The following is a 19517-nucleotide window of genomic DNA, read 5'->3' as shown; positions in this document are numbered from 1 at the left end:
AAAGGGTGGGTCACTGCACCGCGTCGATGCGCTTCATCAGGTCGGCGTACTGCGCACCGTACTTTTCGCGCACAGGGGCGGTGGCGTCGTAGAACGGCTTCTTGTCGACGACGATGAATTCCACGCCGGCGGCCTTGAGCTTCTCTTCGCTGGCCGCAGACTTGGCGTCCCACAGCTGGCGCTCTTCCATCTGCGCCTCGCGGGCGACTCTCTTCACCAGCGCCTGCTGCTCGGGGGTGAGCTTGTTCCAGGTGGTCTTGGACATCACCACCGGTTCCGGCAGGATCAGGTGGCCGGTGAGGGTGTAGTACTTGGCGTTCTGGAAGTGGTTGTGCTCGAGCAGGGTGGGCGGGTTGTTCTCGGCGCCATCGATCACCCCGGTCTGCAGGGCGCTGAAGATCTCGCCGGTGTCCATGGCGATGCCGTTGCCGCCCATGGCGTTCATCATGTCGATGAACAGCGGGTTGCCTTGCACGCGGATCTTCATGCCCTTGAGGTCTTCCAGGCTGCGCACCGGCTTCTTGGTGTAGATGCTGCGCGAGCCGCCATCCATCCAGGCCAGGGCCACCAGGTTGAATTCGGAATGGGTGATCTTGTCGAGGATCTCCTGGCCGATCTCGCCGTCGATGACCTTGCGCATGTGTTCGTGGTCGCGGAACACGAACGGCATGTTGAACACGTTCACATCCGGCACTACCGGCCCGACGATCCCCAGGCTCACGCGGGCCATCTGCACGGCGCCGATCTGCGCCTGCTCGATCACTTCCTTCTCGGAACCCAGCACACCGCCGGGGAACATCTTGAAGGTGATTTCGCCGTTGCTTGCGGCTTCGAGTTTCTTGCCCATGTTCTGCTCGGCCACAACGGTCGGGTAGCCGGCGGGGTGGATGTCGGCGAACTTGATGTCCAGCGCCCAGGCACTGGTGGAGAGAGAGGCGGCGAGCGGGAGTACGGCAAGGAGCAGCTTGCGTTTGAAGGTCATGATGAAACTCCGTGGTTTTTATTATCCGGTTTCTGTCGCAACGAGCTGTTTGAGGTGTTTGGCAGTTTGGGGGTCAGCCCCGGTAGGCGGGTTCCTCCAGGCCTTTGACCCCAGGGTCCAGGGCGAACACGCCACCGGCCAGGGGCTGGTCGCTGAGGTCGCCTGCGGGGCGGATCGAGGTGACGAACAGGGTGTCGAGGTTCGCCCCACCGAAAGCGCACATCGCCGGCTTTTTCACCGGTACCGGCAGCGAGCGGTCCAGGCGGCCGTCCGGGGTGAAGCGGTGCACCAGGCCGGCGTCGTTGCCGCAGATCCAGTAGCAGCCGTCCTGGTCGATGGCGGCGCCGTCGGGGCGGCCGGGCAGGGCGTGCATGTCGACGAATACCCGGCGGTTGTGCGGGGTGCCGCTGTCGATGTCGTAGTCGTACACCCAGATGGTTTGCACGCTTGGGTGCGAATCCGACAGGTACATGCGCGTGCCGTCCGGGCTGAAGGCCAGGCCGTTGGGCACGATCAACTCGTCCAGCACCAGGCGCAGTTGGCCTTTGCCATTGTGCCGGTACAGCGCGCCGACCGGTGCGCCCTGGGCCATGTCCAGCAGCATGCTGCCGGCCCAGAAGCGGCCCTGGCGGTCGCAGCGCCCGTCGTTGAAACGCATGCCCTCGCGGGCATGGCTGACGGGGCTGAGCAGTTGGCTGGCGAGGGTGCCGTCGGCCTGGGTCGCGAGTTGGAAAATACCGCTCTGCATGCCTGCCACCCAGCCGTGCTCGGTGCGGGCGATGCAGGCGAGCATTTCCTCGCCTTGCCACACCTGGTGCGTACCATCCTGCCAGCGATGCAGCTGGCGCGCGGGAATGTCGACCCAGTACAGGGCCTGGTCGACGGGGTGCCACACCGGGCTTTCGCCCGTGCCGTTGCGTGCGTCGACGATCAGTTCACACTGCATGCGATGCCTCCTTGGCGATGCGCTCAGTCGAAGGGGCCAGCGGCGACAAAGGCGCCTCCCTGGTAGACCATGCTTGGATCGTCGGCAGCGGGTGCAGGCTTGGCTTCCACCGCAGCGCGGAACACCTCGGAGCTGTCCTTGGGCACGTAGCCCAGGTGCGCGGCATGACGGTTGTCCCACCACACGGTGCGGTTGTTGGACGCGCCATAGACCACGGTGTGGCCGACGTCGGGTGTGAACAGGCTGCGTTCGACCAGCTGGGTGAGGTCGTCGTAGCTCAGCCAGGTGCAGAGCATGCGCGGGTTCTGCGGCTCGGGGAACGACGAGCCGATGCGCAGGCTGACGGTCTCGATGCCGTAGCGATCGAAGTAGAAGCTGGCGACATCCTCGCCGTAGCACTTGGACAACCCGTAATAGCCGTCCGGCCGACGCAGCGCGTGGGCGTCGATGCGCTCGTCCTGGCGGTAAAAGCCGATCACGTGGTTGGAGCTGGCGAACACCACGCGCTTCACGCCGTGCTTGCGCGCCGCCTCGTAGATGTGGAACACGCCGCAGATGTTGGCGCCAAGGATGTCTTCGAAGCTGTGCTCGGTGGATACCCCGCCAAAGTGCACGATGGCGTCCACACCCTCGACCAGGGCGTGCACCTGGGCCTTGTCGGCCAGGTCGCACCGGATGACTTCTTCATGAGGCCCCGCAGCCGGGGCCATGGGGCTGATGTCGGAAAGGCGCAGCACTTCGGCGCAACCACGGAGGCGCTCGCGAAGAACCTTGCCAAGACCGCCTGCGGCTCCGGTGAGCAGCAGGCGCTTGTAGGGCGTGGTAGTCATAGTCCGGCTCTTTGATTGTTGGAGTTGTTGTATGTTGTCATATGACCGTGCGCGATTATCGACAGCGGTTCCGGCGCTTGTCAATGCCGAATCGGCACGGTCTACAGGATCGACAACGGGTAGTTGAAGATCAGCCGGTTCTCGTCGAATTCGTTGTTGCTGAAGTCGCGACGAATGCTCGAATTGCGCCAGCGGATGCCCAGGTTCTTGAATGGCCCGCCCTGGATCACGTACGCCAGTTCCGACTCGCGCACCCATTCCTTGCCATCGCTGACCGCGCCGCTGTGAATCTCCCGCCCGCTGATATAGCGGTTCATCAGGGTCAGCCCGGGAATGCCCAGGGCGACGAAGTTGAAGTCGTGGCGCAGTTGCCAGGAGCGTTCGTTGGCGTTGTCGAAGCTGGCGTTGTAGGCGTCGTTGGCCAGGGTGCCGCCGCTGGTGCCGTTGACCCGCATCCAGGTGTCGCCGCTGACCTTCTGCAGGCCGACGTAGAAGGTGTGGCCCAGGTAGCGCGCAGAGAACATCCCGGAGTAGGTCTTGTTGTCGAGCTTGCCGGCGCGCTCGGCGCCGTCTTCCTCGCCCTGGAAATAGCCCAGGTTGGCGCCCAGGGTCCAGCTGCCCACGGGTTGGCTGTGACTCAACTGCAGGTATTGCTGCTGGTAGACGTCCTTCAGCTCGGCGTTCCACAGCCCGAGCAGGGTGCGGTTGTCGTTGAACTTGTATTCGCCACCGACGAAGTTGAAGCGGTCCGACAGCGCGCCTGCATAACTCATGTCGTCCATGCTCGCGTCGTTGCGTGGGCTGTTGGCGCGGAACTGCCCACCGTACAGGGTCAGCCCGTCGATTTCGTTGGACGTCACCTGGCCGCCGCGCAGGGTTTGTGGCAGCGAGCGGCCGTCGTCCGAGCGCAGGATCGGCAGCACGGGCATCCATTCGCCGATCTTCAGCTCGGTCTTCGAAATGCGCGCCTTGCCTGCCACTGCCAAACGCCCGTAGTCATCGGCGGGCCGGCCATCGTCGTGGCGCGGCAGCAACGCCGTGCCGTAGGTGCCGCCACCGCCATCGAGCTTGACCGACCACAGCCCCAGCACGTCCACGCCGAAGCCTATCGGCCCCTGGGTGAAGCCCGAGCGGGCGTCGAGGATGAAGCTTTGCGTCCATTCCTCGGCCTTGCTCTGTGGGTTGGCCGGGTTGGTGAAGTTGCGGTTGATGTAGAAGTTGCGCAGGCCCAGGGTGGCCTTGGCGTCTTCGACGAAGCCCTCGGCCAGACTGGTAGTCGGCAGGCCACCGAACAGGCCGGCGCCCAGCAGTGCGAAAGGAAAGGTTCTTTGGCAGATGATCATTATTGTTGTGCTCCGCAAAAGGTGTGGCAGCCCATCTGCCGGGCACGAGCAAGCGTCCGGCAGGCAGGGGCGACTGGGTTGCGGGCCGTTCGAAGGCCCTGAAGGGTAAAGAAAGGTGCGCGGCGCTAGGTGGCCGAGGGTGGGGCGAAGAGGGAAGGCGATGGGCGCAGGTAGGGCGTGTTGAGTGTCGACATGATGTTCGTCCGCTGATTGTTTTTGTTATGCGTCGTCGTACAACTTGGCGAATTATTATCAACCGGAAATCGGCCTGTCAACGCTGTGGAGCGCAATAAAATCGAGGCTTAAAGTGAAATTCGCGGCCGACACGTCTATCTCAAGGAAACCTGGAAAACAGTAGTCGTACTATGACTTGGTCGAGACGACGTGCAGAGCTTCAGAGATCCCTATATATGGGATTGTATTTTACATATTGGAATTTCCGCGCACCCGGGTTTATAGTCGCCTCACTCACTGCCAAGAACAGAACAGGTGAAGCGATGCCGGTGCAATTGATCGCGCTCGATTGGGGGACCACCTCACTTCGTGCTTACAAACTCGCCGCCGACGGCCAGGTAATGGACAGCCGCGCGCTGGCCTGCGGGATCATGCAGTTGCCTAAAGCCTCGCGCCTGATCAACGGCCAGCCCTGCAACGACGGCTTCGAACTGGCCTTCGACGAGGCCTGCGGCGATTGGCTCGACGCCCAGCCCAAACTCCCGGTAATCGCCTGCGGCATGGTCGGCAGCGCTCAGGGCTGGCGCGAAGCGGCCTATCGCGACACCCCCGCCAACGTCGCAACCCTGGGTTCTGGCCTGCACACCGTGCGCAGCCTGCGTGGCGTCGATGTGCACATCGTGCCTGGCGTGATCCAGCGTTCGCGCCTGCCCAACGTGATGCGTGGCGAAGAAACCCAGGTGCTCGGTGCGCTACCCAGCATGCGCGCCGACGACCTGCTGATCGGCCTGCCCGGCAGCCATTCGAAATGGGTCCAGGTAGTCGAAGGCTGCATCGTGCAGTTCGACACGTTCATGACTGGCGAAGTGTTCGCGGTGCTCAGCGAACACAGCATTCTTGGCCGTACCCAGCAGCGCGGTGGTGCGTTCGATGCCCATGCATTCGACCACGGCGTGCAGGTCGCGCTGTCTGGCGAAGGTGAGGCCGGTTTGCTGTCCACCTTGTTCAGTGCGCGCACCCTGGGCCTGACCGGCGAGCTCAGCGCCAGTGCCCAGCCCGACTATCTTTCCGGCCTGCTGATCGGCCACGAACTCGCAGCGCTTGCCAAGTTGCAACGCCAGCGCCGCAACAGCGTGCACCTGCCAGCCATTGCGCTGATCGGCAACGGCCAGTTGTGCATGCGCTACAGCCGTGCGTTGCACGCCTGCGGCTTTACCCATGTGAGCGTTGTCGAGCAGGCCACCGAGCGCGGCTTGTGGCAGCTGGCGCTCGCGGCCGGCCTGGTTCGCGCCAGCGCCGCCCACTCATCCTGAAGGAGGCCTGTCATGCTCGAACAAGCCCTGGCACACACCGGCCTGATCGCAATTCTGCGCGGGCTGAAGCCATCCGAAGCCGCCGCGATGGGCGAAGTGCTCTATGGCGCTGGCTTTCGCGTGATCGAAGTGCCGCTCAATTCCCCCGACCCACTGCAGAGCATCCGTGTCCTGCGCAGCAGCCTGCCCGCCGATTGCCTGGTCGGGGCGGGCACCGTGCTGAAGCCTGCGCAGGTGCAGCAGGTGAAAGAGGCGGGCGGCCAGGTGATCGTCATGCCCCACAGCGACCCGCAGGTACTGCGTGCAGCCAAGGCGGCCGGCCTGTTCCTGGCCCCTGGCGTGGCCACGCCGACCGAGGCCTTTGCGGCCCTGGCCGAGGGGGCCGACATCCTCAAGCTGTTCCCCGCCGAGCAGATGGGCACGGCGGTGGTGAAGGCCTGGCTCGCCGTGCTGCCAGCCGGGACCTTGCTGGCGCCGGTCGGCGGCATTACCCCCGACAACATGCAAGCGTTCCACGACGCTGGCGCCCGAGGCTTCGGCCTGGGTTCCGGCCTGTACAAACCGGGCATGACGCCCGAGCAGGTCGCCGCCAATGCCACGGCATACGTGACCGCCTGGAAAGCCTTGCGCTGACCCCTTTCCTGCACTGCATCCAACAAGAGAGACAAGCAGATGAAAATTACCAAGCTGACCACCTTCATCGTTCCGCCACGCTGGTGCTTCCTCAAGGTCGAGACCGACGAGGGCGTGACCGGCTGGGGCGAGCCGGTGGTAGAAGGGCGTGCCCATACTGTTGCCGCAGCCGTCGAGGAGTTGTCCGACTACCTGGTCGGCAAGGACCCACGCAATATCGAAGACATCTGGACCGTGCTCTACCGCGGCGGCTTCTACCGCGGCGGGGCCATCCACATGAGCGCCCTGGCCGGAATCGACCAGGCCTTGTGGGACATCAAGGGCAAGGCCCTGGGCGTGTCGGTCAGCGACTTGCTCGGTGGCCAGGTGCGCGACAGGATCCGCGTGTATTCGTGGATTGGCGGCGACCGCCCGGCCGACACTGCACGTGCCGCGAAAGAAGCCGTTAGCCGAGGCTTCACCGCGGTGAAGATGAACGGCACCGAAGAGCTGCAATTCCTCGACACCTTCGACAAGGTCGACCAAGCCCTGGCCAACGTGGCTGCCGTGCGTGATGCGGTGGGCCCGAACGTCGGCATCGGCGTCGACTTCCATGGCCGGGTGCACAAGCCCATGGCCAAGGTCCTGATGAAGGAGCTGGACCCGTTCAAGCTGATGTTCATCGAAGAACCGGTGCTCAGCGAAAACTACGAGGCGCTCAAGGAGCTGGCCCCGTTGACCAGCACGCCCATCGCTCTGGGCGAGCGGCTGTTCTCGCGCTGGGATTTCAAGCGCGTGCTCAGCGAAGGCTATGTCGACATCATCCAGCCCGATGCCTCCCACGCCGGTGGCATTACCGAAACCCGCAAGATCGCCAACATGGCCGAGGCCTACGACGTTGCACTGGCGCTGCACTGCCCTCTGGGCCCGATTGCCTTGGCTGCCTGCCTGCAACTGGATGCCGCCTGCTACAACGCCTTCATCCAGGAGCAGAGCCTGGGTATTCACTACAACGAGAGCAACGACCTGCTCGACTACGTGCGCGACCCTGGGGTGTTCGACTACGAGCAGGGCATGGTGAAGATCCCCAACGGCCCGGGCCTGGGCATCGAGATCAACGAGGAATACGTGATCGAGCGCGCTGCGGTCGGCCACCGCTGGCGCAACCCGGTGTGGCGCCACGCCGACGGTAGCTTCGCCGAGTGGTGATGGCGCCTCGCCGACCCGCATAGCAACGACCTCGATAAACATAACAAGAGGCACTTTCCATGCACCCGCACACCCTCGCCGGGCAGGCTGCCCTGGCTGCACCGAGCCGCAAGCGTTTCTTCATCATGGTGCTGCTGTTCATCACCGTGGTGATCAACTACCTGGACCGCAGCAACCTGTCGATTGTCGCGCCGGCGCTGACCCGCGAGCTGGGCCTGGACCCGGTCCAGGTCGGCCTGGTGTTCTCGGCCTTCGGCTGGACCTACGCCGCCATGCAGATTCCCGGCGGCTGGCTGGTCGACCGGGTACCGCCGCGCATCCTCTACACCGTGGCGCTGGTGCTGTGGTCGCTGGCCACGGTGATGCTGGGCTTCGCTGCAAGCTTCATCGCGCTGTTCGTGCTGCGCATGGCGGTCGGTGCGCTGGAGGCGCCGGCCTACCCGATCAACAGCCGGGTGGTCACCACCTGGTTCCCCGAGCGCGAGCGAGCCACGGCCATCGGCTTCTACACCTCGGGGCAGTTCGTGGGCCTGGCCTTCCTCACCCCGGTGCTGGCATGGCTGCACCATGCGTTCGGCTGGCACATGGTGTTCGTCATCACCGGTGCGGTGGGAATCTTGTGGGGTGTGATCTGGTACGCGGTGTATCGCGAGCCACGGGATTTCAACGGCGTGAACCAGGCCGAGATCGACCTGATTCGCCAGGGCGGTGGGCTGGTGGATATCCAGGCCGACCAGGCCAAGGTCAAGGCCAGGTTCAGCTGGGCGGACCTCGGTATCGTGCTGAGCAAGCGCAAGCTGTGGGGCATCTACCTCGGCCAGTTCTGCCTGAACTCGACGCTGTGGTTTTTCCTCACCTGGTTCCCCACCTACCTGGTCAAATACCGCGGCATGGACTTCATCAAGTCCGGCCTGCTGGCGTCTCTGCCATTTCTTGCCGCCTTCGTTGGCGTGCTGTGTTCGGGGTTGTTCTCCGACTGGCTGATCCGTCGCGGGGCGAGCATCGGCCTGGCCCGCAAGCTGCCGATCATCAGCGGCCTGCTGATTTCCACTGCGCTGATCGGCGCCAACTTCGTCGAGTCTACACCGCTGGTGATCGCCTTCCTGGCCCTGGCTTTCTTCGGCAACGGCCTGGCCTCGATCACGTGGTCGCTGGTTTCCACCCTGGCCCCGGCACGCCTGCTTGGGCTGACCGGCGGGGTTTTCAACTTCATCGGCAACCTCTCGGCGATCGTCACGCCGATCGTGATTGGCTTGCTGGTCAGCGGCGATTCCTTCGCCCCGGCCATCACCTATATCGCGGTGCTGGCGTTGATTGGCGCGCTGTCTTACATCCTGCTGGTGGGCAAGGTAGAGCGCATCGAGTTGTAGGGGCGGGGTGCGGGCGAACATAATGTCGCCCGCCCACTCGCTCAACGGTAAAGGCCGCACATGCAGGAAGACCCGAAAAACGCCCCTACCGGTACCCAGACCCTGCTGCGCGGCCTGGCCGTGGTGCAGGCCGTGGCCGCAGGCGCGCGTGACCTCAAGGACATCGCCCGGCACATCGGTACCACCCGCAGCACCACCCACCGCCTGGCCAGTTGCCTGGTGGAGGAACGCTACCTGCGCGTGGTGCCCCAGGTGGGTTACCTGCTCGGCCCCAAACTGATCGAGCTGGGTTTTCAGGCCCGCGAAGAGCTGCCCCTGGTGACCTTGGCCGGACCCTACCTGGACGAGCTTTCGGCGCTGACCGGCGATACCATCCACCTGGCCATTCGCGAGGGCGACGAGGTGCTGTACCTGCACAAGATCCCCGGGCGCAATGGCCCGGAGATGCGTTCGCGGGTGGGCCATCGCATGCCGCTGGCGCGTACCGGCATCGGCAAGGCACTGATGCTGGATGACACCCCGGCCGAGTGGCAGCGCCTGTACGAAACCAGCTTGCCAGCAGGTGGCAAGAGCGCGTTCTGGCCGCACCATACCGAGCAGACCTGGGCGCAGGTCGAGCTGCGTATGGCCGAGTATGTGGCCGGGGGCTATGCCTTCGACCTGGAAGACAACGAGCCGTCGATTCGCTGCGTGGCAGCGCCGGTGCGCGATGCCAGCCGCCGTATCGTGGCCGGCATCAGCGTGGCCAGTACCGTGCCCTACATGCCAGAGGAAAAGATGCGCCAGCTGGTGCCGGTGGTCAAAGATGCCACCGCACGGCTATCGGCAGAGCTAGGCCTCAAGTACCAGCCCTGACCCACAAATCCCACAGCCAGCCCCGAACCCTGTGGGAGCGGGTTCACCCGCGAACCGGGGCACAGCCCCGGCCATACAGCGCGGTGTCTGCTTCGCGGATAAACCCGCTCCCACACGTCCACAACCCCTACCAGCGCCGCCATACCTGTGGGAGCGGGCTTGCCCCGCGATGAGGCCGCCACCGCCTACCTCCAATCCCCGCCTGCACCGTTTTCGCCCACTGCCTTTCCCCGCAAACCACCCCAGAAAACCCGCCCGACGCTCTGCCACAGCACTTCCAGCACCTGGGCACAACCCTTGCACCCGCTTTCAGCACGCCAAGGCCACACAGGTATCCCCCGCACCGCACCCCTACCGTTAAAAAACGCAGCAACTCACATAAAGCGTTGCAAGGCCCCGGCGAACCGAATCGGCGAAGTCAGAAAAGCCGTGTACATCGCCGCAAGGAGTGGTTAATGGCACGAGAATTTTTTAACGAGATGTATGACGCGCAGGGTGGCTGCCGCCCGCACTATCAACCCTTCGCGCGCTGGCTGGCCGACACCCCTGCGCAGGTGCTGGAGCAGCGCCGGCGTGAAGCCGACCTGCTGTTCCACCGCGCTGGCATCACCTTCACCCTGTACGGCGACGCCCAAGGCACCGAACGCCTGATCCCCTTCGACATCATCCCGCGCAGCATCAAAGCCAGCGAATGGCGCATCGTCGAGCGCGGCTGCATCCAGCGCGTGCATGCGCTGAATCTGTTCCTCAGCGACATCTACCACGGCCAGCGCATCATCAAGGAGGGCGTCATCCCCGCCGAGCAGGTGTTGGCCAACGAAGGCTACCAAGTGGCCATGCGTGGCCTGGACCTGCACCGCAACATCTACGCGCATATCGCCGGGGTGGACCTGGTGCGTGACTGCGATGGCAGCTACTACGTACTCGAAGACAACCTGCGCACTCCCAGTGGCGTGAGCTATATGCTCGAAGACCGCAAGATGATGATGCGCCTGTTCCCCGAGCTGTTCGCCGCCCAGCGCGTGGCGCCGATCGACCACTACCCGAACCTGCTGCTCGACACCCTCAAGAGCGCCAGCCCTCTGGACAACCCCACCGCCGTGGTGCTCACGCCGGGCCGCTTCAACAGCGCCTATTTCGAGCATGCCTTCCTGGCCCGTGAAATGGGCGTGGAGCTGGTCGAAGGCGCCGACCTGTTCGTGCGCGACGACCATGTGTACATGCGTACTACCGCAGGCCCACGCCAGGTGGATGTGATCTACCGGCGCCTGGACGACGCCTACCTCGACCCGCTGTCGTTCAACCCCGACTCGATGCTCGGCGTGCCCGGCCTGATCGCCGCTTACCGCACCGGCAACGTGGTGCTGGCCAATGCCGTGGGCACCGGCGTAGCCGACGACAAGTCGATCTACCCCTATGTCGACGACATGATCCGCTTCTACCTCGACGAAGAGCCGATCCTGAAGAACGTGCCCACCTGGCAATGCCGCAAGCCCGAGGAGCTGTCCCACGTGCTGGCGCACCTGCCGGAACTGGTGGTCAAGGAAACCCAAGGCTCGGGCGGCTACGGCATGCTGGTAGGCCCTGCGGCCACCAAGGCCGAGATCGAAGAATTCCGCGCCCGCCTCAAGGCCCGGCCCGAGGCCTACATCGCCCAGCCCACGCTGTGCCTGTCGACCTGCCCGACCTTCGTCGAGAACGGCATCGCGCCCCGGCATATCGACCTGCGCCCGTTCGTGCTCTCGGGCAGTGAAACCCGCCTGGTGCCGGGCGGCCTGACCCGCGTGGCGCTGCGTGCCGGCTCGCTGGTGGTGAACTCGTCACAGGGCGGCGGTACCAAGGACACCTGGGTGGTGGAGGACTGAACCATGCTTTCGAGAACCGCGTCCGACCTCTACTGGATGTCCCGCTACCTGGAGCGCGCCGAGAACCTCGCGCGCATGCTCGAGGTGAGCTATTCGCTGTCGCTGATGCCCCAGGCGGGGCGTACCGATGGCCGCGAAGAGCTGGCCATGTCGCTATTGGCCGCTGGCACCCTGGACGACTACAACCAGCGCCACGGCGAGTTGAACGCTGAGCGCATGTTGCACTTCTTCGCCCTCGACGAGACCAACCCCGGCAGCATCTACTGCTGCCTGCAGGCAGCGCGCACCAACGCCCACGCCGTGCGCGGCCGCATCACCGGCGACATGTGGGAGAACATCAACGCCACATGGCTGGAGATGCGCAACATCGCCGGCAACGGCCTGGCGCACTATGGCATCAGCCATTTCTGCGAATGGGTCAAGCAGCGCTCGCACCTGTTCCGCGGCGCCACCGCCGGCACCATCATGCGCAACGACGCCTATTGCTTCATTCGCCTGGGCACCTTCCTGGAGCGCGCCGACAACACCCTGCGCCTGCTGGATGTGCGCTACGAGATGTTTGGCGAGGAGTCCGAGGAAGTCAGCGACAACTCCGCGCGCGGCTACTACCAGTGGAGCGCACTGCTGCGGGCTCTGTCGTCGTTCGAGGCGTTCAACGAGATCTACCGCAACGCCCCCAATGCCCGGCAGGTGTCGGAAATGTTGCTGCTGCGCGCCGACGTGCCGCGTTCGCTGCACGCCTGTATCGAGGAACTGAACCAGATCCTCGCCGGCCTGCCCAGCGGCAGCGGGCGCACCTCACAGCGCCTGGCCGCCGAACTCAACGCCCGGCTGCGCTACACCGGTATCGAAGAAATTCTCGACGCCGGCCTGCACCTGTGGCTCACCGACTTCATCCAGCGCATCCGTCACCTGGGCGAGACTGTGCACCACTCCTACCTGGAGGTCGTATGAAACTTTGCATACGCCACGACACCACCTACCGTTATGCCAACCATGTCAGCAACAGCATCCAGTTTCTGCGTCTGACCCCGCAGGACAGCGAGCGCCAGCGCATTCTGGCCTGGAAGCTGGAGTTGCCGCGCAAGGTGCGCAGCCAGCTCGACCCGTACGGCAATGTCCTCCACGTACTCACCCTGGACGAGCCCCACGACGCCCTGGTGCTGACTGCCCATGGCGAGGTGGAGATCGATCCTGGCCTTGAGCTCGAGCACGACGACCAGTCGCCTTTGCCGTTTCTGCGCAGCAGCCACCTGACCCAGGCGGGCGACGAGTTGGTGGATTTCGCCACGCAGCAGTGCGGCACGCGGCGTGACCGCGCGGCGTTGATCGACTTGATGAACGGGCTGTCCGAGCGCATGCCCTATGCACCGGGCGAGACCACCGTGGTGACCACCGCGCTGGAGGCGTTCGCCGGTGGGGCAGGGGTGTGCCAGGACCACACCCACGCGTTTCTGGCCTGTGCCCGCAGCCTCGGTGTGCCGGCGCGCTATGTGTCGGGCTACCTGTGCACCGAGGACGCCAGCCACCTGGCCAGCCACGCCTGGGCCGAGGCCTGGCTGGACGATGGTTGGTACAGCTTTGACGTGACCAACCGCCTGGCCAAGCCTGAGCGGCACCTGAAGCTGGCGGTGGGGCTGGATTACCTCGATGCCTGCCCGGTGCGCGGCATGCGGCGTGGCGGTGGGGCTGAGTCGTTGTTAGCGCATGTGCAGGTGACCGCGCACGCGCAATAATCGGCGGCGGTCTCTTCGCGGGTTTACCCGCTCCCACAAGTACTGCGCCGTACTCAAGAACTGCGCAGAACCTGTGGGAGCGGGTTTATCGGGGCGCCGAACCGCCGCGAAGGGCCGCACAGCGGCCCCAATTCTCCAGCCTGTCATTTTTATTACCGAGTTAACGCAAATGACCTACTGCGTCGCCATGCACCTGGCCGATGGCCTGGTGTTCATCTCCGACTCCCGCACCAACGCCGGCATCGACCAGATCTCCACCTTCCGCAAACTGTTCATCTTCAGCACCCCCGGCGAGCGCCTGCTGGTGCTACAAAGCGCCGGCAACCTGGCCAGCTCTCAGTCCGTCATCAACCTGCTCAAGCAGCGCAGCACCGGCAAGGGCAGCCATCTGCTGAACGTAAGCACCGTCTACGACGCCACCGTGCTGGTGGCTGAAACCATGCGCGAAGTGGTGGCGCGCGACCGCACCAAGCTGGCTGGCAAGACCGACCTCACCTGCTCGTTCCTGGTCGGCGGGCAGATCGCCGACGGCCCCATGGACGTGTACAGCATCTACCCGCAAGGCAACTTCATCCAGGCCACTGAAGACACGCCGTTTCTGCAATTGGGGGAGAGCAAGTACGGCCGGCCAATCCTCGACCGCAACCTGACCTGGCGTACCTCGCTGGAAGAGGCCCTGCGCTGTGGGCTGATCTCGTTCGACGAAACCATGCGCAGTAACCTGTCGGTGAGCATGCCGCTGGACCTGCTGGTGTACCGCAAGGACAGCCTGGCTGCCGTGCAGAGCCACCGCGTGACTCAGGACGACCCGTACTTCAACGAGATTCGCAAACAGTGGGCGGCGGGCTTGCGCGAGATGTTGGCGGCTATGCCCGAGCCGCCTCAGGCGTACCTCACCGGCGCGAGCTGAAGCTGTGCAGGGGCCGTATCGGGCGCAGCAATCGAATACGGCGCTACCCCTGTTGCCCGCGAACACCGGCAAAGCCGGTGCCATGCTTCGCGTCGGTTCGGCGCCCCGAAAAGCCCGCTCTTACAGACCTCTGCCACGCTTGAACTCTTCCACTGCTCGAGTCACCGTAATGACCTTTGGCTTTACCTTGAGGCTTCGCCCATGGCATCCATCACTATCCGCGTCGACGACGAGCTAAAGGCCCGCGCCTACCGTGAGCTCGAACGCCTTGGCGTCACACCCTCCGAACTGGTGCACCAAACCCTGCAGTATGTAGCCGAGCACGGTGAGCTTCCGTTTCAGCCAATTCTCATGCTCGAAGACAACCTGAACGCCGCCGTCAGAGAGCGGCTGGCCGCCCCGCAACGCGTGAAGGTAGATTTGGATGATCTGTAGCCTTGCCACATATCCCCACCCAACAATTACCCGTTACGTTTGTAGGTTGTGGGTACCCATCGCCGCAATCGCGAGCCCCAGTTCAGGCTCGCTCAAGCACTTTCCGTAATGCGCCTCCAGGTCAGTTGCCCACCCAGCGACCTCATCAATTACCGCGCTTGCCTGTTCCTGGGAAAGGTCGTAATGCTCGGCCTGGCTCAGCAGGTTCCTGCGTGAAATCTCGTGTTCATACCTACCTATTTTCATGGCCAGTTTGGTAGGAGGCGCTCCGTCGGTAGTTGGAACCACGTCGTACATTGGCGAAAGCCGCCAAGCGCCTTCCTTGAACAACAGTGCGACGTTCTTTGGGTGGTCATCGTCGTTGCCGACGAGAATGTTGAAGCAGATGCGTTTGAACAGCTCCTGCAAGTCCGCTTTTGGAACACCGCGGCGGCTCATTTCATCCACTAGAAATCCGTAATGCCATCGTGCCCAATCTTTGGGGTTGTTCCAGTCGCTGTCGAGCAGCGTCAGGCCACTCATCATCGGAAGGCGCTGGAATTGGCCATCACCTGCCGATGTCCGGTCGAAGCGATCAACCAGCAGCGTATTCACCCGGCCGGATAGCAATTCGACCTGCGCGACATTCAGGCCTTTGCTGGCAGCGAACGACATGCACGCATATTCGAGCGAGGGAATATCGTGGGTGTCATGCCGATCTCGAGGTTTTGCGAGGATGAGCCGGTTCTGATGAATCAATGTGCATTTGGGGCGGGCCCCGCCCAACGAAGAGCGTTGCTGAAGAGTGGCCTTGGTGGCCTGGTCTGCCCCCCGCGGAAAGCCTACTTGTACGCCATCGGCAAAATCAATGAACGCATCGAGTTGGGTGATCGTACCCAGTCCCGCCTGACCAATGCCTTCAGGGGCGGTCCTGCCGGTGCCCATCATCAAGTTGCCTGTACGGTCGTGGTTGGGGGACCTCTGCAAAAAGCCTATGGCGTCCACCTCGCCGTGCTCGCGAATCACCAGCCGTTCACCCCATCCATCGGGTGCCGCATCTCGGATGAATCCTGGGATGCCTCTGTTCGTGGTGATGTTCGAATAGGGCTGTGTGCGCAGCGGATAACGCAAGGAGTCAGGCACCCAGCCGCGTGACTTTACATATGCAGGGCTATAGATGAACTCACCGATACCCTTGATTACGGTAAGTCGTCCGAGGGTAATGACTTCCAACGAGTCTGGCTGTTGCATGTACAGGTAGAGAGAGGCCATCAGAAATCCTCCTCCGAGAACCGCTTGAGCCGAACGCGGTGCTCGGTAGCGTAAGGAGCGGGTGAGGGCACTGATAGACTCTGGAATGCCTCGTCCAGCAGGCCTAAGTGCCACAAGGCCGTCATGTAGCCCCGCATCTCAACATTGGGAGCGCCTGCCTCTATCTTTCCGAGGGTCGTGGTAGAGAGCCCGGTCTGTTCGGCGAGGTCTTTTTGGCGAATTTTCCGTTCAAGGCGCCTGGTTTTGATCAGGAGGCCTATATTCATTAGCCTTTCGGCGCAAGCGAGAGGAAATACTGTCATCTTAAGACCTGCTATAGGCTTTCTTATGAGCGATAAGAGCGACTATAGCAGGTCTTATGGATGGTGTGCTTTGTAGGAGCGGGCTTGTTCGCGAACGGCTGCAAAGCGGCCCCATTGTGCCAAACGGCCTCAGTCCCCAACCCCATGCAGCCGCAACGCCCGCTGCGCACACTCCTTCCAGCTAAGCGTGCGCCGAGACGGCCCCTCCGCCGCCATCACCACCGGCATATCCCGCAGCCGAACCCAAGGCTCACTCTGCCAATACAACAAACTCGCCGTATGCCCACCGGGCCAGCACATCCTGCCCAGCCTCGGCAGCCCCTCCAGCACTGGCTCCCGCCCATCGCGCAGCACTGCAACCACCTCATGGGTCAGCCAGTGCCGCAGGTGGCGGTTCTCGGGAATGTGGTGATGAGCGAGCAGGGTGTACGCGCCAGACTCGCTGACCATGGTGGTCTTGCTGTACTGGCCGTAGCGCAGCAACTGCACGGTGCGGTGCTGGTCCGGGTCGAGCTTGCGGATGCAGTGTTCGTCGAAGAAGCGTCCGGTCATCCGGCCGAGTTCGTGGGCGCAGAACCAGGCTTGGGATTCGAGCCAGAGGGTGTGGAGGGGGCGGTTGTGGCGGGTGAAGAGGGTTGGGGTTTGGAGGTCAGTCATGGCTGGCCTCCTGACTCCTTAGGAGTTGGAATAGGTGGCACGTAACTGCGAAAGGCATATCCTTTACCTCTTTCTGTGATCAGCTTTCTTAGGGCTGGGTGTCGGGAGCTAAGAAACCTTACACAGAAGGCCGGACATATTCCCCTTACGGGTCTTGTATTAGCCCACTCCCGACGTAACAGAGTGTTTCATGCGAGCGATATTAAACCACAAGCATAAAAATGCCGCATCTGTCGGGGGCGGGGGGCCGCTGTGTAAAGCGTTTCTTAGGCGCCTAGGGAAAATATGATCTCTGGCTGGCTGAGTCAATATTTTGAGGTGTAGGATTTTTCGCAAATAAATATTTGAGGGCTAATGCTCATGAAGCAAGGTGCTGGGTAAGTTTAAATCATGCGAAAAAAAAATAGCTTCCTGCCCTTTGGTTTTATTCGCAGCACTGTAAGCTAGGTCAATTTCAGAAATACGGTGTTCTGAATAAATGCTTCTAATTTCGGGATGATCATCATATGAAAGAACCCACGGTGTCTTGAGCTTCTTTAAAAGTTTTCCAATCCTTTTGTGGTCGTCACCCTCATAGAAGTTGTCGTAGAGACGCTTCCCTTTAACGAAGTATGGTGGGTCGATGTAGGATATAGCTAGATCGAAGTTTCGCCTATCTATCTCGGAAAGAAATTTCTCAGCGTCTAGGTTGTAAAGTGAGATCGAGTCTTTGGCTTTAGCTATAGAAGTGATTCGCTCGATTAAATCATCCTTGTTAAATCGGGCGTCTATTTTGTAATTCCCGGTCTGCTCGTAACCACCAATTACTCCAGCATTTATTATTCCGGATCGGTTGGTTCTGTTTAAGAAGAAAAAAGCAAATCCGATTTCAGTCGTGGAGGCGCAAGAAGGCTGCCTCATGATATCTCTTTGCTCATACCATGTTTTCATTGTTACTGGTGTGTCGTATATTTTTTTCATTAGGCGTTCCGTGTCATGAAGCACGGAGTACCAAAAGCTATGGACGCCAATGTTTAAATCATTAATGTGTATATGTGACACAGCTCTTGTTAGGAGTAGCTCCAGTGCTACGGCGGCTCCCCCCGCAAAGGGTTCGATATATTGAGCACCTTCAAGGTTATTCTCTTTAATGATATCTTTAATGAGCCAGGAAAGCTTTGCCTTCCCGCCGGGATATCGTAAAGGTGTAAAGTACCTGCTTGCCATTTTTAATCTTGTAGATCTTTTATGTGAGACCAAAGCTCTCGAAGGTATTCTTCATAGCATCGGTCCCAAGCTTCTTTAAGGTTTGTCATGGAGCTTTCGTAACGCCCATGCATGAATGCGTGCAAAGCCTGGGGATGGAGAAAACTTTGAGGGTTAGCCGCATCGCCACTTGAAATTAAATTATTTAACTCGCGAGAGATTCGTCCCTCGGAATGAAGGTGTTGTGCCACTACCTTCACCATTTCACCCAGCGCTATCTGGCCGAATGAATTTTTCTTCGCGCCATTGCTAAGATGGAAATCATCAATATAAACCTGAGACGAAATATCAACTAAAGCTCGTGCTGCACAGGCTACGACTAAACCATGCTCACTGAGTTTTAATGAGTCTATTTGCCTATAGAGTTTACTGCACTTTGTTTTCGCAGGAGGAATCGAGAGGCTGGCGATAAATAGCTTGTCTCGGTCTGCAGGGTTTGGCTGCTTTCTTGGCTTTGGTTGAGGATACAGCGAAGACACAGTTGTGGTCTGTAGGGTGCTGCTTTGCGGTGCTGTATTGTTAGGTAGTGGGAATTTCTCTACGATATTTGGTAGGGGGCTGTTATCTTCCGACTTGTCCTTATCTTGAAGTGCGGTGTCCAGTGCTTTTGTTAGGAAATCCAATTTTTCATCGGATTTGTAGATTTTTGAAACATTAAAGCTAGGGTTAGATACACGTTCAAGAACTACGGACAGCACTTTGTTGTGAGTCTCGCGATCAATTGTTACTTGGATTGTGGAGTTTTTGTATGAAACGCCGAGTGCTTTTTTGAATTCGGCGCTGGGAACTAACCGGTCAAGGTTGGAGATTCTTTCGTAGAGGCGAACCGCTTGTTGCTCTGTAATTAATTTGTGATTAATAGCGTACTCTATAAAGAAAAGTGATCTCCAGTAGCGAGCCTTGCCTGAATAGTCCTGCTCATGGCGACTCTTTTCCGCTGCGCCCCATTTGAAAGTTCCTGCCCCATTTTGTTGGCCTAAATGGCGAAGCCCCATCATCCATAGAACTCGGTGACGATCATTGCAGCTAACACATTTTATGTCAAAACTGAAGCCGTTATATGTATAAACGCTTTCGATTTTACGTTTGAATAATTCATCGTCGCAGAGAGATGGGTCGTTCAAAAGCTTTAAGGCGGCAACTCTGCGGTTGCCCTCTTTTACTATGTACATACTTCCTTGTGGTTGGACAAGTATTTTTTCGATATCACTAAGTCCATCTTTTGAGATGCTTCTCATTAGCTGGATCAGCTTGTCGCCCATGTGTTCAACATGCCAGTTAATGATCTCTCGTTGGTCCTCAAGAATCTCATGGCGTGGATTCTCTCGGTCCATAAGAATTTTGGTGATATTAATTGTTATATCTTGTGTGTCGGCCACGATGTCGTCCTTTTCGTGCTGGTTTGCAGGCCCCAATCCTGCAAAATTTCCTATTGATATCACAATGACATTATTGGTGCCAGTCTTTTAACATTCCTAGTGA

19 protein-coding genes are annotated in these 19517 nt (G+C 60.8%); 10 read left to right on the top strand and 9 right to left on the bottom strand.

Going from position 1 to position 19517, the window contains the following annotated elements:
- Window positions 1–10: 10 nt before the first annotated feature.
- The 4 genes from RAC97_RS16135 to RAC97_RS16120 form a co-directional block, all read right to left on the bottom strand.
- Window positions 11–982 carry a TRAP transporter substrate-binding protein gene (locus tag RAC97_RS16135; protein WP_375100311.1) on the bottom strand — a complete coding sequence of 324 codons (972 nt, stop codon included), beginning with the start codon at window positions 980–982 and terminating at the stop codon, window positions 11–13.
- A gap of 73 nt (window positions 983–1055) precedes the next feature.
- Window positions 1056–1928: an SMP-30/gluconolactonase/LRE family protein gene (locus RAC97_RS16130; protein WP_375100310.1), complete on the bottom strand. Its 873-nt coding sequence runs from the start codon at window positions 1926–1928 to the stop codon at window positions 1056–1058.
- A 23-nt stretch (window positions 1929–1951) separates the two neighbouring features.
- The gene (locus RAC97_RS16125) at window positions 1952–2758 is read right to left on the bottom strand and encodes an NAD-dependent epimerase/dehydratase family protein (RefSeq protein ID WP_375100309.1); all 807 of its coding nucleotides are present in this window, start codon (window positions 2756–2758) and stop codon (window positions 1952–1954) included.
- Window positions 2759–2859: 101 nt separating this feature from the next.
- Window positions 2860–4101 (bottom strand): OprD family porin, encoded by a 1242-nt coding sequence (locus RAC97_RS16120; protein WP_375100308.1) that lies wholly within the window; start codon window positions 4099–4101, stop codon window positions 2860–2862.
- A gap of 497 nt (window positions 4102–4598) precedes the next feature.
- Here RAC97_RS16120 and RAC97_RS16115 point away from each other — a divergent pair, with 497 nt between their 5' ends.
- From RAC97_RS16115 to RAC97_RS16070, 10 genes are all read left to right on the top strand, one after another.
- Complete coding sequence (locus RAC97_RS16115) at window positions 4599–5588, top strand: 2-dehydro-3-deoxygalactonokinase (protein WP_375100307.1); 990 nt, start codon at window positions 4599–4601, stop codon at window positions 5586–5588.
- A 12-nt stretch (window positions 5589–5600) separates the two neighbouring features.
- Window positions 5601–6221, top strand: a complete 621-nt coding sequence (locus RAC97_RS16110; RefSeq protein WP_375100306.1) for a 2-dehydro-3-deoxy-6-phosphogalactonate aldolase — start codon at window positions 5601–5603, stop codon at window positions 6219–6221.
- Between the two features lie 39 nt (window positions 6222–6260).
- Window positions 6261–7409, top strand: a complete 1149-nt coding sequence (gene dgoD, locus RAC97_RS16105) for a galactonate dehydratase (RefSeq protein WP_375100305.1) — start codon at window positions 6261–6263, stop codon at window positions 7407–7409.
- A 59-nt stretch (window positions 7410–7468) separates the two neighbouring features.
- Window positions 7469–8779, top strand: coding sequence for an MFS transporter (locus RAC97_RS16100; RefSeq protein ID WP_375100304.1), 1311 nt, complete (start codon window positions 7469–7471; stop codon window positions 8777–8779).
- A gap of 60 nt (window positions 8780–8839) precedes the next feature.
- Window positions 8840–9634, top strand: a complete 795-nt coding sequence (locus RAC97_RS16095) for an IclR family transcriptional regulator (RefSeq protein ID WP_375100303.1) — start codon at window positions 8840–8842, stop codon at window positions 9632–9634.
- Window positions 9635–10089: 455 nt separating this feature from the next.
- On the top strand, window positions 10090–11499 hold the full coding sequence (locus RAC97_RS16090; protein WP_375100302.1) for a circularly permuted type 2 ATP-grasp protein: 1410 nt from the start codon (window positions 10090–10092) through the stop codon (window positions 11497–11499).
- Between the two features lie 3 nt (window positions 11500–11502).
- Complete coding sequence (locus tag RAC97_RS16085; protein WP_375100301.1) at window positions 11503–12453, top strand: alpha-E domain-containing protein; 951 nt, start codon at window positions 11503–11505, stop codon at window positions 12451–12453.
- Entirely contained in the window at window positions 12450–13235 is a 786-nt protein-coding gene (locus tag RAC97_RS16080) for a transglutaminase N-terminal domain-containing protein (protein WP_375100300.1), read from the top strand. Before RAC97_RS16085 ends, RAC97_RS16080 begins: the two co-directional genes overlap by 4 nt.
- 169 nt (window positions 13236–13404) lie before the next feature.
- Entirely contained in the window at window positions 13405–14145 is a 741-nt protein-coding gene (locus RAC97_RS16075; protein WP_375100299.1) for a peptidase, read from the top strand.
- 201 nt (window positions 14146–14346) lie between these two features.
- Window positions 14347–14580, top strand: a complete 234-nt coding sequence (locus RAC97_RS16070; protein ID WP_375100298.1) for a type II toxin-antitoxin system RelB/DinJ family antitoxin — start codon at window positions 14347–14349, stop codon at window positions 14578–14580.
- A 33-nt stretch (window positions 14581–14613) separates the two neighbouring features.
- On the opposite strand, the gene RAC97_RS16065 is transcribed toward RAC97_RS16070, so the two are convergent.
- The 5 genes from RAC97_RS16065 to RAC97_RS16045 form a co-directional block, all read right to left on the bottom strand.
- Window positions 14614–15831, bottom strand: a complete 1218-nt coding sequence (locus RAC97_RS16065; RefSeq protein ID WP_375100297.1) for a type II toxin-antitoxin system HipA family toxin — start codon at window positions 15829–15831, stop codon at window positions 14614–14616.
- Window positions 15831–16097 (bottom strand): helix-turn-helix domain-containing protein, encoded by a 267-nt coding sequence (locus RAC97_RS16060; RefSeq protein WP_375100296.1) that lies wholly within the window; start codon window positions 16095–16097, stop codon window positions 15831–15833. Before RAC97_RS16060 ends, RAC97_RS16065 begins: the two co-directional genes overlap by 1 nt.
- Window positions 16098–16262: 165 nt before the next feature.
- Window positions 16263–16790, bottom strand: a complete 528-nt coding sequence (locus RAC97_RS16055; RefSeq protein ID WP_375100295.1) for a Bro-N domain-containing protein — start codon at window positions 16788–16790, stop codon at window positions 16263–16265.
- 351 nt (window positions 16791–17141) lie between these two features.
- Window positions 17142–17996, bottom strand: coding sequence for a DNA adenine methylase (locus RAC97_RS16050; protein WP_375100294.1), 855 nt, complete (start codon window positions 17994–17996; stop codon window positions 17142–17144).
- A 2-nt stretch (window positions 17997–17998) separates the two neighbouring features.
- The gene (locus RAC97_RS16045; RefSeq protein ID WP_375100293.1) at window positions 17999–19414 is read right to left on the bottom strand and encodes a hypothetical protein; all 1416 of its coding nucleotides are present in this window, start codon (window positions 19412–19414) and stop codon (window positions 17999–18001) included.
- Window positions 19415–19517: the final 103 nt, after the last annotated feature.

The sequence above is a fragment of the Pseudomonas sp. LS_2 genome (genome assembly GCF_042709235.1).
Classification (GTDB): Bacteria; Pseudomonadota; Gammaproteobacteria; order Pseudomonadales; family Pseudomonadaceae; genus Aquipseudomonas.
This window is presented reverse-complemented; position numbering and strand designations above follow the sequence as displayed.